The sequence below is a fragment of the Extibacter muris genome (assembly GCF_004345005.1).
Classification (GTDB): domain Bacteria; phylum Bacillota; class Clostridia; order Lachnospirales; family Lachnospiraceae; genus Extibacter; species Extibacter muris.
In genome coordinates this window covers 169,027-184,315 of the sequence record NZ_SMMX01000002.1, presented here as the reverse complement: position 1 = coordinate 184,315, position 15,289 = coordinate 169,027, and the positions used below count along the sequence as shown (strand labels likewise).

The 15,289-nt window shown below is 48.7% G+C and carries 14 protein-coding genes and 1 pseudogene; 4 read left to right on the top strand and 11 right to left on the bottom strand.

Annotation, left to right across the window (positions count from 1 at the left end; genetic code table 11):
• The first annotated feature begins 279 nt into the window (after positions 1-279).
• Both E1963_RS02720 and E1963_RS02715 read left to right on the top strand, forming a co-directional pair.
• Positions 280-1,527 (top strand): helix-turn-helix transcriptional regulator, encoded by a 1,248-nt coding sequence (locus tag E1963_RS02720; RefSeq protein WP_132274963.1) that lies wholly within the window; start codon positions 280-282, stop codon positions 1,525-1,527.
• Positions 1,511-2,050 carry a hypothetical protein gene (locus E1963_RS02715; RefSeq protein ID WP_132274960.1) on the top strand — a complete coding sequence of 180 codons (540 nt, stop codon included), beginning with the start codon at positions 1,511-1,513 and terminating at the stop codon, positions 2,048-2,050. Before E1963_RS02720 ends, E1963_RS02715 begins: the two co-directional genes overlap by 17 nt.
• Positions 2,051-2,541: 491 nt before the next feature.
• Here E1963_RS02715 and E1963_RS02710 read toward each other — a convergent pair.
• Positions 2,542-2,984 (bottom strand): annotated as a pseudogene (locus tag E1963_RS02710) (excinuclease ABC subunit UvrA); the annotation flags it as partial.
• Between the two features lie 268 nt (positions 2,985-3,252).
• Here E1963_RS02710 and E1963_RS20360 point away from each other — a divergent pair.
• Positions 3,253-3,486: a helix-turn-helix transcriptional regulator gene (locus tag E1963_RS20360; protein ID WP_243117535.1), complete on the top strand. Its 234-nt coding sequence runs from the start codon at positions 3,253-3,255 to the stop codon at positions 3,484-3,486.
• Positions 3,487-4,026: 540 nt separating this feature from the next.
• On the opposite strand, the gene E1963_RS02695 is transcribed toward E1963_RS20360, so the two are convergent.
• The 9 genes from E1963_RS02695 to E1963_RS02655 all read right to left on the bottom strand — a co-directional run bounded on the left by E1963_RS02695 (position 4,027) and on the right by E1963_RS02655 (position 12,314).
• Positions 4,027-5,037, bottom strand: coding sequence for a GGGtGRT protein (locus E1963_RS02695; protein WP_132274957.1), 1,011 nt, complete (start codon positions 5,035-5,037; stop codon positions 4,027-4,029).
• A 57-nt stretch (positions 5,038-5,094) separates the two neighbouring features.
• On the bottom strand, positions 5,095-5,787 hold the full coding sequence (locus E1963_RS02690) for an iron-sulfur cluster assembly scaffold protein (protein ID WP_049728234.1): 693 nt from the start codon (positions 5,785-5,787) through the stop codon (positions 5,095-5,097).
• Between the two features lie 95 nt (positions 5,788-5,882).
• A complete protein-coding gene (locus E1963_RS02685; RefSeq protein ID WP_132274956.1) occupies positions 5,883-7,352 on the bottom strand; it encodes a GNAT family N-acetyltransferase in 1,470 nt (489 codons plus the stop codon).
• A gap of 13 nt (positions 7,353-7,365) precedes the next feature.
• On the bottom strand, positions 7,366-8,613 hold the full coding sequence (locus tag E1963_RS02680) for a competence/damage-inducible protein A (RefSeq protein ID WP_132274954.1): 1,248 nt from the start codon (positions 8,611-8,613) through the stop codon (positions 7,366-7,368).
• Positions 8,614-8,615: 2 nt separating this feature from the next.
• The gene (gene pgsA / locus E1963_RS02675; protein ID WP_132274951.1) at positions 8,616-9,158 is read right to left on the bottom strand and encodes a CDP-diacylglycerol--glycerol-3-phosphate 3-phosphatidyltransferase; all 543 of its coding nucleotides are present in this window, start codon (positions 9,156-9,158) and stop codon (positions 8,616-8,618) included.
• Positions 9,155-10,480: a 30S ribosomal protein S12 methylthiotransferase RimO gene (rimO, locus tag E1963_RS02670; protein ID WP_132274948.1), complete on the bottom strand. Its 1,326-nt coding sequence runs from the start codon at positions 10,478-10,480 to the stop codon at positions 9,155-9,157. Before rimO ends, pgsA begins: the two co-directional genes overlap by 4 nt.
• Before the next feature lie 71 nt (positions 10,481-10,551).
• Positions 10,552-10,794, bottom strand: coding sequence for a DNA-directed RNA polymerase subunit omega (rpoZ, locus tag E1963_RS02665; protein ID WP_132274945.1), 243 nt, complete (start codon positions 10,792-10,794; stop codon positions 10,552-10,554).
• 3 nt (positions 10,795-10,797) lie between these two features.
• Positions 10,798-11,418, bottom strand: coding sequence for a guanylate kinase (gene gmk, locus E1963_RS02660; protein ID WP_132274943.1), 621 nt, complete (start codon positions 11,416-11,418; stop codon positions 10,798-10,800).
• Positions 11,419-11,432: 14 nt separating this feature from the next.
• On the bottom strand, positions 11,433-12,314 hold the full coding sequence (locus tag E1963_RS02655) for a YicC/YloC family endoribonuclease (protein WP_132274940.1): 882 nt from the start codon (positions 12,312-12,314) through the stop codon (positions 11,433-11,435).
• Positions 12,315-12,524: 210 nt separating this feature from the next.
• On the opposite strand from E1963_RS02655, the gene E1963_RS02650 reads away from it, so the two are divergent.
• Positions 12,525-14,261, top strand: coding sequence for an Rqc2 family fibronectin-binding protein (locus E1963_RS02650; RefSeq protein WP_132274937.1), 1,737 nt, complete (start codon positions 12,525-12,527; stop codon positions 14,259-14,261).
• 15 nt (positions 14,262-14,276) lie between these two features.
• On the opposite strand, the gene E1963_RS02645 is transcribed toward E1963_RS02650, so the two are convergent.
• Complete coding sequence (locus tag E1963_RS02645; RefSeq protein WP_132274935.1) at positions 14,277-15,287, bottom strand: ABC transporter permease; 1,011 nt, start codon at positions 15,285-15,287, stop codon at positions 14,277-14,279.
• Positions 15,288-15,289 lie beyond the last annotated feature (2 nt).

Here is a 15,289-nt window from a genome sequence, read left to right as displayed (position 1 = left end):
GCAAGGTTTTGTTGATTATGTCTCTATATATTTAACCCCTTCTTATTTCATTATCTATATCCTCTTAAATCCTTGCCCCTCCTTTGATATAACTTTAACATTTTCATACTGCATGACATTGGATAATAGCGTGACGAATTACAACCTCAGAGATTCACTTTTGCCAATAAAATCTAACTCAACTGCGGACAAACCATGTTATAATACTATTAAATTCGCAATTAATCTCCAATTATGCGGCATCTATCAGTAAAATATACTAAAAAAGGAGAGAAACCGATGAATGAAGCCATAAAACCGAAAGCAATCTGCGGCAGGCCTGTCCATTCTTTTTTTACAGGGAAGGACAAATATCTGCGTCTCCAGAAGCACTGCATCAGCGATATTACACCCCCTATATCGGAGAATGAATCTACTTTCATATTAGTCACGGACGGTGGCGGGACGATAACCATCAATGGCGTCACTTTCCCTATGAAGCGTGGTTCTTTCGTCTGGCTGCAGTCATATCACACCTTTACTATCAAGGCGTACTCTATCCAGCCCCTGAAGCTCAACGTATGTGTATATGATTATCCGCTGTCCTCTTTCCTGACTTTTCATGAACCTGCATCTGACACGGTAGACGCAATCATAGATGCACCCCCTATCATCACTCTGGACGGGAACCGCCTGGAAAAGATCGAGGGATTATTTGATGAATTTGAGGAGGAAGATTCCTGCTTCGACCCCGGAAGCTCTCTGATTAAAGTGGCGATACTCGGACAGTTTGCCAACTTTTTTATCCACCACAGCCTGAAGCAGCACCGCCCAGATTCCCCGCCGGAGCGTCCGCTTGGCTGGAAAGCCGCCCTATACATAAGCGCACATTTCGCAGAGGACATAACCGCCCAGGGTGTCGCCTCCCACTTCGGCTCGACCGCAGCAGCGCTGAACCGGGAGCTGCGGACGATCAGCGGATACAGCTTCTCCCAGTTCCTCAACCGGGTGAGGGTGAATATTGCCTCTATCGCGCTGCTCTATGAAGGCATGTCGCTCTCCTATGTGGCCGCCCACAGCGGCTTTCCATCCGATGTGGCTTTCTACCGGATCTTTAAAAAATATATGGGGACGACACCTATCGAATACAGGAAGCTGCTGCTCAATGACGGGCAGGGCGTGTATCGTGGAATGATTATGAGCACTACGCTGATGGAAGTGCTCAACTACTCTTATTCAAGCTACTCCGAACCGGTAGATATTAAGGAGACCTCCAAAAAGCTATTCATATCGGAAAGCGTAATACGGGACCTTGTATATGAGAATTTCAGTTCCCATTACAAAGACCTGGCCATACTGACGCGTATCAGGCATGCGGAGGCCCTCCTTCTTACGACAGACCTGCCTATCGTGGATATCGCGGTGAATGTCGGCTTTAACTGCAGCCGCTCCTTTACAAGAACGTTCAAAAGAATATACGGCATGGCCCCCAGCGAATACAGGGAAAGGAACCGTGGAGGGAGAAATCAAAATGGGAAAGAAAAATAATATCAACTACCTGCCGCTGTTCGCCAGTTCACCTTATTATTCTAAAAAAGAATTCCAGTTTCCGATAACAGCGGTGAACAAAACAGTGGCTAATACTAGCGTCCTTAAGAACAACAGTGGCATCACCCTTCTGTATGTCAGAGGCGGACAGGGTAAGATCATAATAAATACAAGGGAATACCCTGTCCAGAGAGGCCTGCTCATGGTACTTGGGACATATCACTACTATCAGGTACAGCCGGACGAGATACCGCTGGAGATTACAAAGTGCCGGCTGAGCTATGACACCTTCCTGTATATGGCGGCCAACCCGTATTACCGGTTATACGAGCTCAGGCTCAATGTCGATCCTATCTCCTGCCTTCTTGACGGGAGGATGCTGATCCGCACCGAACAGGTTCTTGATGAACTCGTCGCCGTTACTGCAAAGCATAAGCATCAGGGCGGAGAGACCGAGTTCTTCCTATGTATGAAGCTGATGGGAATCATGCAGAAGACGCACAATAATGACCTGTGGAAGTAATGAGGATCAAGATATGTTTTCCGTACGCAAAAAGCCCCGCAGCCCGGTATTCACCGTGCCGCGGGGCTTTTGTGTTCCGTTATGAAACTGCCGCTCTCTTACAGAAGCTTCAGAGGCCAGGTGACACCCGATATGACGCCGTTAAGGTCATCGCATTCTTCTTCCTGGCTCTTAACATATTCTTCAAACATCGGCCTTTTATCCGGATATAATACGGATAGTTCCTCTGCCCTTCTTCTAATCATCCTGTTGTAATAATCATTAGTCTCATCGGCCTCAGCACAATCCTGGCACGTCAATTCAGCAACCAGCTCGACGCCTGCCTCCTGGAATATGTCCTTCCACTGCGCCTTTGTGAGATACTCATAATTCTGATATCTCACATCTTTCTGTTCGCCCTCCAGGAAAGCCTCGTCTATCAGGATATAGCCGTTGGTCTGGACGACCTTTTTCAGCTTGCCTAATGTCTCTGCCGGATTGCCCAATACGTCACCGACCGCGCCGGTTACAACGGTCATGATACCGAGTGGTATATCTACATCCACACCTTTCAGGTTATGAAGGCTCGCACCACGGACCGGCAGAGTTCCGACCGGTCGAGCGGGCTCTGCCTGACTGGAAGAGACTGCCGCATTGCCCGTCCTGTCAAAGTGTCTGACTTGAGCAGGTCCTGATAGCTGCCTTGAAAAACGATCTGCCCGCCGTCTTGTCCCGCCAGAGGCCCTACGTCAATCACATGGTCTGCGATAGATATGACGTCCTTGTCGTGTTCTGCCACAAGGACGGTATTGCCTTTATCACGAAGCTGCCTCAGCAGGTTGTTCATGCGGTAGACATCACGGGGGTGCATCCCCGCACTCGGCTCATCAAAGATATAGGTCATCCCGGTCAGGCTGCTGCCCATGTGCCGCACGAGCTTGAGCCGCTGCGACTCTGCCGCGATAGTGTCAAATACGATACTGGATTTTCCGGAGCCGGATACCCCGGTAAATACCGTAATCTTCTCCTTTGGCCTTAATTATGCATTTCATATTCATTATAGCACAGGAAGAGACGCCATTCCTGACATTTCTTGCAACGTTTTGTCTCTGCCGCCTGCTTTACAAGTCCCTTTGCTTATTAGAGATGACATTTTTGCCTATTCTTCATGGTAGTATTCATCTATATAAGAATATATAATAGTATTTGTGAGGTGATAATGTATGAGGTTGGAAGAAAAGCTGCAATTATTAAGGAAAGGGAAGGGTTATTCACAGGAACAACTATCTGATAAAATAGGAATAGCCAGACAGACTATCGTCAAAGATGATGACGAATGTAATGTTCTGTTACGTAAAAATATCGATATTGACATTAGCAAGGCTATTTCATTCTTAATCTGCGTCAAAAAAGCACTTACCCCGCTGGCACAAGTAAAGTGCAACCAACACGAATAAAATCAACAGATTTTAGCTAAGAAGAAAATCCATATAAATATTATGATACCTTTTTAGGTGGAGAAAAATTTAGCGGGGAAGAAGCTATACCACTATCACTGTAAGATAGATGGTGAATTTGTATGGTTTCAGGGGTATGAGGAAATTTTTTATGTAAACGAAAAAATACATGAGTCAAAAAGCCTATTGATCTGCAAAAGATAAAGGGGAAATCAGTCTTTTTATCTTCTGTAGCAGATTGCTATAATTTATATGAAGAAAAATATGGCGTTACTAGGTTAATATTAGAGCAACTTATAGAGGCAGATGAACAAATCACAATTTCAACAAAATCCAGTCTTATCCTTCGAGATATAGATTTACTTCAAAAGTTTAGTAATCTTAAGGTCGCTTTATCAATAAATACGTTAAGTGAAGATTTCAGATCTGATATGGATATTTAATAGGGGTAAATATATGGACTGGAATACAGTTTGGAAAACCGCACCAACCATAAGGGTCAGTGCGGCTCTTGCTTCATTATTTACTAAATAGTTTTCCTTAGAACTTACCTGCTTTCGCGCTCTCCTCGATTCCGACCGCAACGGCTACTGTCATTCCGACCATCGGATTGTTGCCTGCCCCGATAAGCCCCATCATCTCTACATGGGCCGGTACGGAAGAAGATCCTGCAAACTGTGCGTCAGAATGCATTCTGCCAAGCGTATCTGTCATACCGTAAGAAGCCGGGCCGGCAGCCATGTTATCCGGATGAAGCGTACGTCCTGTACCGCCGCCGGATGCGACTGAGAAGTATTTCTTGCCCTGCTCGATACATTCTTTCTTGTATGTACCTGCAACCGGATGCTGGAAACGTGTCGGGTTTGTGGAATTGCCTGTGATAGATACGTCAACACCCTCTTTGTGCATGATTGCGACACCTTCCCGCACGTCATTGGCTCCATAGCAGTTCACTTTGGAACGAAGTCCGTCAGAATATGCAATCCGCTGTACCTCTTTCAGCTCACCTGTGCTGTAGTCATAATCGGTCTGCACATATGTAAATCCGTTGATCCTGGAGATAATCTTAGCCGCGTCTTTTCCAAGTCCGTTCAAGATGACACGAAGCGGTTTCTGGCGGACCTTGTTGGCCTTCTCAGCGATGCCGATCGCACCTTCTGCAGCCGCAAATGATTCATGGCCTGCAAGGAATGCGAAGCAGTCCGTGTCCTCTTCCAGGAGCATCTTTCCTAAGTTGCCGTGTCCGAGACCAACCTTACGCTGGTCAGCTACCGAACCTGGAATACAGAATGCCTGAAGTCCTTCTCCGATTGCCGCAGCCGCCTCTGCCGCTGTCTTACAGCCTTTCTTGATTGCGATTGCAGCGCCTGTGATATACGCCCAGCATGCATTTTCAAAACAGATTGGCTGGATCCCCTTCACCTGGTTATATATATCAAGCCCGGCATCTTTTGTAATCTTTTCCGCTTCTTCAATTGAAGCAATGCCATAGCCGTTTAATACTTCATTGATTTTATCAATTCTTCTTTCATATGATTCAAATAAAGCCATTTACTTGTCCTCCTGATTTCATCTCTGTTACCTATATGTACTAGTGATAAGCGGTTATCACTCCTTACGTGGGTCTATGATCTTGGCTGCTTCTGCTACTCGTCCATACTGGCCTTTTGCTTTTTCCCATGCATCGTTCGGGGTGTCGCCGGCTTTGATAAAGTCAGTAAGCTTGCCAAGGCTTACGAACTGGTAGCCGATAATTTCATCGTTGTCGTCCAACGCGATTCCAGTTACATATCCTTCTGCCATTTCAAGGTAACGAGGACCTTTTGCCAATGTACCATACATCGTGCCGACCTGGGAACGGAGTCCTTTTCCAAGGTCTTCAAGGCCTGCGCCGACCGGAAGCCCGTCCTCTGAGAAGGCGCTCTGTGTCCTTCCGTATACGATCTGCAGGAACAATTCTCTCATAGCTGTATTGATTGCATCACAGACAAGGTCCGTGTTCAACGCTTCTAAAATAGTCTTGCCCGGAAGGATTTCAGACGCCATAGCAGCAGAATGCGTCATGCCTGAACATCCGATAGTCTCTACGAGCGCTTCCTGGATAATGCCTTCCTTTACATTCAATGTCAGCTTGCATGTCCCCTGCTGAGGAGCACACCAGCCTACGCCGTGTGTCAGACCAGAGATATCTTTCACTTCTTTTGCCTGTACCCATTTTGCTTCTTCCGGAATCGGAGCTGGTCCGTGATTCGCACCTTGAGCCACTGGACACATCATTTCTACTTCATGTGAATAAATCATTATAAAACTCCTTTCAAATATGCATCGTTATATCTTTAACACCATACTGGGTTTATTTTCTCATAATTTTCGACATTCGTCAATTAACAAATTGCCTAATCAATCTCGTCCCAGAAGGCGCTATTTGTCTTATATTCCCTAATGTCGCTGAAATCAAATGGCGCCGTCACCCAAGCATAACCGTGGTCGTCCGGATCATCTGCTTCGTAGTTGAAATCGAACCCTATCTCGATTCCGTCCGCATCGGCAAAAAAGTTAGCCACATACACGCCGCCTTGGCTGTCGCCTTTGAGCGCGTTCTCCATCTGCTCCCGGCTCAGTTCAGAAAGAAACGAACCGTCATCCGCCTCATCCTTCATCCCTTCCATCCATTCGTCCATAAAGGCCCCGTCCGTATTCACGATATCCTTCACTTTATATACCGTGCCGTCCCGGAGGCTTATGTTCCTGGCCCTCAGATCCACATAATATGTACTGCTGTCCCCCTGGTAGCTGTAATCCTGGAATATGACGCTGACGAACTCATTGTTGATATAGCTGATCTTGTACTCTACATAACTGACGAGCGCCGGATATTCAGAGGCCAGAACGCCTTCTTTCACACTCTCCGACGGATTCGTATAGATCTTATCCACCGTCTCCATGGCACATTCTTTCAGCGCACCGTTGACCTTTGTACCGAGTTCTTCATCAAGACCGTTGATCTGGGGATATTTGACCTGGAAATCTACTACCATGGATGTCTTCTCATCGTCTGTATACGCATACACCTGTTCCTCTGTCTCGTATTCCAAATCGCCGGCCTCGTATGCCGGGACGGACTCCAGCCCGGACAGCGCTCCTCCATCGCCATAGCTGCCATCATAATCATCCCAGTTATGCTCTCCCCGGTTATGGCCGCCAAAGTCATCCCCATAATCATGTCTATCCCTGTCGCCATAGGGCTCTTCATACACGTCGGAATGGCGTTCCCGCATATAGCTGCCGATTCCTCTTACAGCGATAGATATGCCGAATATGAGAATGGCCAGGAGCAGCACGCTCCCTATGGCAATCCCCACAATCAGAGGAGTCCTGCTCTTTCCCGCGGATGGATATGCCGCTCTGTCAATCGCAAGCTCCATAGGGAGGAACCGTATGCCGTTGACGACCTGCTCTTCCCCTGCCGCCTGAAAGCCCAAGCTTTCGTAATGCGCGACTGCACCGGGAGCTGCGTTCACTGTCGCTTTGTCTACTCTAAGCACCTGTGCGCAGTATGCCGCAGCTGCCTCACAGAGGCTTCGCCCGATACCTCTTCCCTGGCTGTCCCGGCTTACAAAGAACAGGCTGATATGGCCGTCCCGTCGGAAAGCCATGGTCCCTTTCAGCTCGTTATCCTCGAACGCGCCGAAGAAGAGGATCTCTCCTCTTCGGAACATCGGACATATGTTATCGTATTTGATAAAATTCCGGAACTTTTCCACACCTTCCGGAGAATATGACGGCGCCACTTCTTCTGCGAACACTTCCCATACGAGATGAAGCGCCGGCAGAAGCTCCTGCTCCTTAAGAATCCTGGTATCCATATGCTATGCCTCCTTATGAATGGTATCTAAGCAGTTCCTCCCGCAGCAGCGTCAGCGCCCGGACGACAGAATAATCCCGGTTCTTATCACGGCTGCCTGTAAAATAGAATTCCTCCACACGTACATTCCCCTTTACGCAGCATCCTACATAGACAAGGCCTACCGGCTTCTCTTTCGTTCCGCCTCCGGGTCCCGCGATACCGGTTACGCTGAGCGCCGCATCCGCGCCTGCGGCCTTTGCCGCTCCCGCTGCCATCTCATATGCTGTCTGCGGGCTCACGGCACCGTACTCCATCAGCGTCTCCTTCTTCACATCGAGAATCCGTTCTTTGGCGTCATTGGAATAGGTGATATATCCCTCTTTGTAGACGGCGGACGCCCCTGCCACGTTCAGAAGCCGGCCGGCCAGCAGGCCTCCGGTACAGGACTCTGCCGTCGTCACGAGAAGGTTCTTCTCTTTCAGAAGCTCGACAATAGCCTCTTCCAATGTCACCTCCTCTTCCGTCGTATATATCTTATCTCCAAACCGTTTGTACAGTTCATCAACCATCGGCTTCATCAGCTCTTCTGCCTCTTCCTCGCTCTTAGCCCGCGCCGTCACACGGAAGTGGACTTCCCCTGTCTTGGCGTATGGGGCCAGCGTAGGGTTCGTCTGCGTATCCATCAGGTCAGAGACCATCGTCTCCGCCTTGCTCTCTCCGATGGAACAGATCTTGACCATCTTGGAATAGATGCCCTCCGGCTGGAGCTTGTTGAGATAGGAAGCAATGTCCTGCTCGAACATAGGCTTTATTTCATTTGGAGGTCCCGGCAGCAGTATGGCGGCCTTACCGTCTTCTTCAATAATCAGTCCGGGTGCCGTGCCGTTATGGTTGTCCACCACGATGGCTCCTTCCGGAACCATTGCCTGTTTCCAGTTGTTCGATGTTATCTGGCCGCTGTGTACCTGACGGAAATATTCTTGTATCCGTTCTTTCGTATGTGCGTCCTCTTTTATCTCCCGTCCAAATACCTTGGCAGCTACCTCCTTTGTAATGTCATCTTTCGTCGGTCCAAGGCCTCCGCTTAAGATGACGATATCCGAGCGGGAAAGTGCAAGCCTGATTGCCTCGTTAAGCCTCTCTTCATTATCCCCGACCGCACTCTGATGGTAGCAGGACAGCCCGAGCAGCGCACATTTTTCCGCAAGATACGCCGCGTTTGTATTTACGATATTGCCAAGCAGGATTTCCGTCCCTACCGATATCAGTTCTACTGTCATGTTTACATGCCTCCCTGTGTTAATACTTCCTTGTTCTTTGCAACATAATCGACCAGTGACACAACTGTCAATACTAAGGATACCCATATAAGCACAGTTCCAATCATGTCAAACACTCCTCCGAGATCCGCGATGAGCAGGATGATCATAAACATCTGGGACACGGTCTTGAACTTCCCCCAGTAGCTTGCGGCAATGACGATGCCGCTGTCGGACGCGACAAGCCGGAAGCCGCTGATGATGAACTCACGGGAGATGATTACGATGACGATCCACGCGTCCAGCTTGCCGAGCGGGATGAGGCATATCATCGCAGAGCAGACAAGCAGCTTGTCTGCCAGGGGATCCATAAATTTTCCGAAGTTTGTCACAAGGTTCCTCGCCCTCGCGATCTTTCCGTCCAGCAAGTCAGTGAGGCTTGCGACGCAGAAAAGTACAAGCGCGATCCACTTGTTGGCAGCCCCACCTATGTCTGTCAGCATAAACAGGACAAAAAACGGAACCATAATTATTCTGAGTACAGTCAGCTTATTTGGTAAATTCATGATATCAACTCTCCTATCAAATCATATTCTAAGGCCCCGGTCACTTCCGCCATGGCAAAGTCTCCGGACATCAGTTCTTCTTCCGTATTGATAAATATAAGCCCGTCAACCCCCGGGGCATCCTTATACGTCCTTCCGACGTATGCATCCTCGTCGGCAACCTTGCCCTCAATCATGACGAGCACCTTTCTGCCGACCATCGCGTCCGCCTGTTCAAAGACGATATCCTGCTGAAGCTCCATCAGTTCGGCCTGGCGGTCCGCCTTCCTCTCTTCCGGAATCTGGTCCGGCATCACGGCAGCGGGCGTATCTTCTTCCGGCGAATAGGTAAATACGCCGAGCCGTTCAAATTCCATCTCATCTATGAATTCCATCAATTCCTCATGCTGTGCATCCGTCTCTCCGGGAAAGCCTGTGATGAGCGTCGTCCTAAGCGTGATATCAGGGATTTCCTCCCTCAGCTTATGGATGACCTCCGTAAGCTGCTGCTTGCTCGTGCTCCTTCCCATCCGTCTTAATATCTCGTCGTTGGCATGCTGGATAGGAAGATCCAGATAATGGCAGATTTTCTTTTCTTCCTTTATAACCTGTATGAGCTCATCATAGATTTCTTCCGGATAGCAGTACAGGATCCGGATCCACCGCAGCCCCTTAATCGTGCACAGTTCCCTGAGCAGGCGGTGGAGAGACTTTTCGCCGTATATGTCCTTTCCGTAAAGCGTCGTCTCCTGGGCTACGAGAATAAGCTCTTTCACCCCCTGTCCGGCCAGTGCTTCCGCCTCTTTCACCAGACGTTCCATCGGCACGCTGCGGAAATTGCCCCTTATCTTCGGGATGATGCAGTAGGTGCAGTGCTTGTCGCACCCTTCGGCTATCTTAAGGTAAGCGTAATGCCCGCCGGTCGTAACGAGACGCTTTGCGTCTACAAGCGGAAGGGCGTCTATGTCTTCCATCTCCATGCACGGATGCCCTGCAAGCGCTTCCTTCACGGCTTCTGCTATCTTATCATAAGATGCTGTACCTAGTACAGCGTCTACTTCCGGTATCTCTTCTGCAATCTCCTTCTGATAACGCTGCGCCAGACAGCCGGTGACGATAAGCGCCTTCAGCCTTCCCGTCTCCTTATACTCCGCCGCTTCAAGAATCGCCTGGATGCTCTCCTCTTTTGCGTCATGGATGAAGCAGCACGTATTCACGACGATGACATCTGCCTCCGCCTCATCGTCCACAATCTGATAGCCCTCCCTGTCAAGAAGCCCCAGCATCACTTCTGAATCTACGAGGTTCTTATCACAGCCGAGGGAAATAAACAATATGTTCATAGGTAAGGTCTCCTCATTTATAGTCAGAAAGGCAGATACCGCCCGGGCACCTGCCTCATCTTTATCTTTCCTTAGTTGTCTTCCTCTTCGCCGACTACGGTGATCTTGCCGCAGTTCAGCTCGTCAATCGCGACAGAGAGGGGTTTCTCTCCATTCTTCATACTTACAAGCGGCATGGAGCCGTCGATTATCTCTCTTGCCCGCTTAGCCGTAGCCATGACGATAGAATAACGGCTGTTGACGATCTTTGTCTCGCCTTCTTCTACATCTTTGTTGACCACTTTCATTAAATCTGTGTAAGATGGATGCAACATACACTATTCTCCTTTCAACTCTTCCTTCATATGCTCTATAAATGCTGCATTACGGGAACTTCTCATATGTTCCCCTCTGATAATCTCATGTACATCTTCCACGCATATGCCCAGCTTGTCGTTCACGATAAGATAATCATACTTATCCATGCCTTCCGCCTCTTCAGCGGCACGTTTCAGACGGGATTCGATGACCTCCATCGTCTCTGTACCCCTTCCGACGAGACGCCTCCTAAGCTCCTCTACAGACGGCGGCGTGACAAACAGAAGCAAGGTGTCCGGCATCTTCGCCTTCACCTTGAGCGCTCCTTGTATCTCGATTTCGAGTATCACGTCTTTCCCGGCCTTAAGCTGTTCTTCTACATATGCCTTCGGTGTTCCGTAATAGTTATTTACGTAACTAGCATACTCTATCAACTCGTCTTGTGCAATCATTTTTTCAAATTCTTCTTTTGTTTTGAAGAAATATTCCCGCCCGTCGGCTTCGCCCGGACGCGGGGCTCTCGTAGTCGCTGAAACAGACAGGGCATAGCAGCCATACTTCTTCAGCAGCTCTTTCATGATCGTCCCCTTGCCGGCACCGGAAAAACCGGACACCACGGTGAGGATTCCTTTCTTATTCATAGATTACTACCTCTCTACTCGATATTCTGAATCTGCTCACGGACTTTTTCTATCTCTGTCTTCAAATCGATGGCACGGTTGGAGACCTCCAGGTCATTCGCTTTCGAGAGGATCGTATTCGCCTCACGGTTCATCTCCTGGGCGATGAAGTCCAGCTTGCGCCCTATCCCCGCCTCTTCTGACTTAAGTGTCTCCTTCATGTGTTCGATATGGCTTTTCAATCTGACTATTTCTTCGTCCGTACATATCTTATCCGCAAATATAACGACTTCAGCAGCGATACGGCCTTCGTCCATCTGGGCGTCCTCCAGCAGCTCCTTAACCTTCTCTTCCAGCTTCTGCCGGTATGCAGCTACGATCTCAGGAGAGCGTTCTTCTATGTATGCGACAAGCCCAAGCATCCCGTCCAGCTTGCTTACGATATCTTGCTTCAGATTCTCCCCTTCCAGCGTGCGGGTCTCTACGAACTGCCTTATGGCACCGTTAAGCGCCTGCCTAAGCCCATACCACAATTCCTCTTCATCGACAGCCTGCTCCTCCATGGAAAGCACTTCAGGATAACGTGATAATGTAGATACGCGGATGTCATTCTCCAGCGAAAAAGCCTCCTCCATCTGCTTGAAATATGTGAGGTATTCGCCTGCCAGCGTCTCATTATACTTCAGGGCAACCTGGCTCTCCGAAGAATCTTCATATGTGATAAACAGGTCTACCTTGCCCCTCAGTATCGATTTCTTGAGTAGGCTGCGTATGGAAGTCTCAAAAAAATTCAGTTTCTTCGGCATCCGGATATTCATGTCCAGATAGCGGTGGTTCACACCTTTCATCTCGACGGCGAATCTGCGCTCACCTTCCATAATCTCACAGCGCCCGAAACCTGTCATACTCTTAATCATGATATAAACCTCTTTTTATATATTCGTCGTATTGTACTCTGCTAGAACCTCGTAACAATCACCGTTTATTATAATCTATTTGCAAAATTACGTCAATTGTTTCCTTGCCTGTATTTGCCAAGTCCTGTATAATCATCTTAGTGTCTGCCTGCGGGGCAGCGAATCCCCGTACCGTGGAAACATAACCGATGAAGGAAAGGAAGGATTGACATGGCTTTTGACGGAATAACGATTGCCGCTTTAGTAAAAGAACTGGATGAGAACCTGACAGACGGACGCATAGCCAAGATAGCCCAGCCGGAAAGCGACGAACTGCTGCTCACGGTAAAGACGCCGGCAGGACAGCGTAGGCTTTACATCTCTGCCAGCGCCTCTCTTCCACTCATATATCTTACGGCCGAGAACAAACCGAGCCCTATGACCGCACCCGGCTTCTGCATGCTGCTCAGAAAACATATCGGAGGCGGGAGGATAACCGCTATATCGCAGCCAAAGCTGGAGCGTATTATCCATATTGATATCGAGCATCTGGATGAACTCGGCGACCTGTGTAAAAAGACGCTCATAGTAGAAATCATGGGAAAGCACAGCAACATCATCTTCTGCGACGACAAAGGCATGATAATAGACAGCATCAAGCATGTATCCGCACAGATGAGTTCCGTGCGTGAAGTATTGCCGGGACGCCGGTATTTTATACCGGACACGATGGAAAAGCAGGATCCTCTGGATACGGATAAGACCTCCTTTGCCTCCTTATTAAAGAGCAGGCCGGCGCCAATCGGAAAGGCGCTCTATCTATGCTTTACCGGTATCAGCCCCGTTGCGGCGGAAGAAGTGTGCCACCTGGCCGGGCTGGACTCGTCCATGACTGCCAGAGACTTGTCGGATGATATGATGACACATCTGTACAGGCAGTTCAGCTATTATTTCGAGCAAGTGCAGAACAAAACCTTTGCACCGGCCATCTATTACAGCGGCAGTGACCCGAAGGACTTCTCCGCCCTTCCGCTCAGCCATTACGGAGCATACCGGCGGCAGGAATATTCCTCTGTCTCTGAGCTGCTTGGTACCTTTTATGCAGCCAAAAATACGATGACCCGCATCCGGCAGAAGTCAGCGGATCTGCGCCACGTCGTCCAGACCGCGCTGGAGCGCAGCCGCAAAAAGTATGATCTGCAGCAGCGGCAGTTAAGAGACACGGAAAACCGGGATAAGTTCAAAGTATACGGCGAGCTGATCAACACGTACGGTTATCATCTGCCGGAGGACGCTTCTGAGCTTACCGCCCTCAATTACTACACGAACGAAGATGTGACAATCCCGTTGGACAAGAATCTGACCCCTCAGGAAAATGCCCAGAAGTATTTTAACAAGTACAATAAGCAGAAGCGTACGTTTGAAGCTTTGAGCGGACTCATAAAGGATACCGCCGATGACATAAGTTACCTGGAATCCATCAGCAATTCCCTCGATATCGCGCAAAATGAGGACGACCTGCTGCAGATCAAGGAAGAGCTGACCCAGTCCGGTTATATACGCAGAAAATATACGAAAAAGAAAATCAGGCTGACAAGCAGGCCCCTGCACTACATCTCAAGCGACGGCTTCCACATGTATGTAGGGAAAAACAACCTTCAGAACGATGAGCTGACCTTCCACTTTGCGGACGGAAACGACTGGTGGTTCCACGCCAAGGGCTCCCCAGGCTCCCATGTCATCGTGAAAAGCGGGGGGAATGAGCTTCCCGACACTACTTTTGAAGAGGCAGGCAGGCTGGCTGCGTATTACTCCAAAAGCCGCGGAAGCGACAAGGTGGAGATCGATTATATAGAAAAGAAACATGTCAAAAAGCCAAATGGAGCAAAGCCGGGCTTCGTAATATATTACACGAACTATTCCCTTGTGATAGATTCCGATATCTCTGCAATTGAGGAAGTGGATTAAATAACGGAAGAATATTTATGCATTTTTTCTCCGATGTACGGAAAGGCCGATATATAACAGGAACCATCCGATACAATGAGCTAAAAGAATAAAAATATCTTTTACTGCCACCGCCCCGCTGCCGGTCGATAAGTCCATTATGCCCTCGAATGTCGCCTGCGAGGGGACAAGGTAGCAGACTGCAGAAAGAAGCGGCTGACGGATTCCCACAAGAAAACGTAAGATTGGTGCAGCCATAAATAGTATCATAATGATCTTGATATAAACCACACCAACCATCAGCCCGCTGGAGGTTCTTCCGATGAATAAGCCTATCAGTGCGGCCACAAATGCGGAAAGGACAATAAGCACCAGCATAAGAGCCGCATTTTTTAAAGATAGCCGGAAGCAGATACAAACCGTAATAACGGAGGACAGGCACCCGCAGATAAAACCGACAAAGAGCTTCTGCATGATATATTGACTATGGGTCATTGGCAATATTTCGTTGATAAATGCAACGCCGTCCTCCTTTTCAGAAATCATGTTCATTGCGTTAAAGGTGCATCCCATAAACATAGCGACAATCAATGTAACAGCAATAAACATATCTTGAAATCCAGCCATCACATCGGGACGTTCTAATATGCGGACCTCTGTCTGCCCAGTGGCATGTCGCTGTTCGTATAGGTCGGGGAGTGTATCCGCCGTTTGGCGGAATATATCCAGCTCGTCGCCGGACAACATCGTTTTGATGCCGTTTCCATCCGCTTCTACACCGATTAGATTTGTAGATGGCTCTATGACTGCCTCGGTCAGTTCTTCCATCGTTTGATATACCGTCACCGGGCCATACCGTTCCAGCCATGAAACTGTTTGCGTCGGCAAACCGCCTTTCAGAACCCCAAAATGCAGCTCGCCCAACGTAGTAAAGTCGATTGCGCCGACAAAGTTCAAAGCGGCCGCAACGACAATGGGCAATAGAAAGGTCATCAGGCAAAACTTGTCACGCAGCACGCTTTTCAGTTGGTAGTGTAAACCTTTCATAT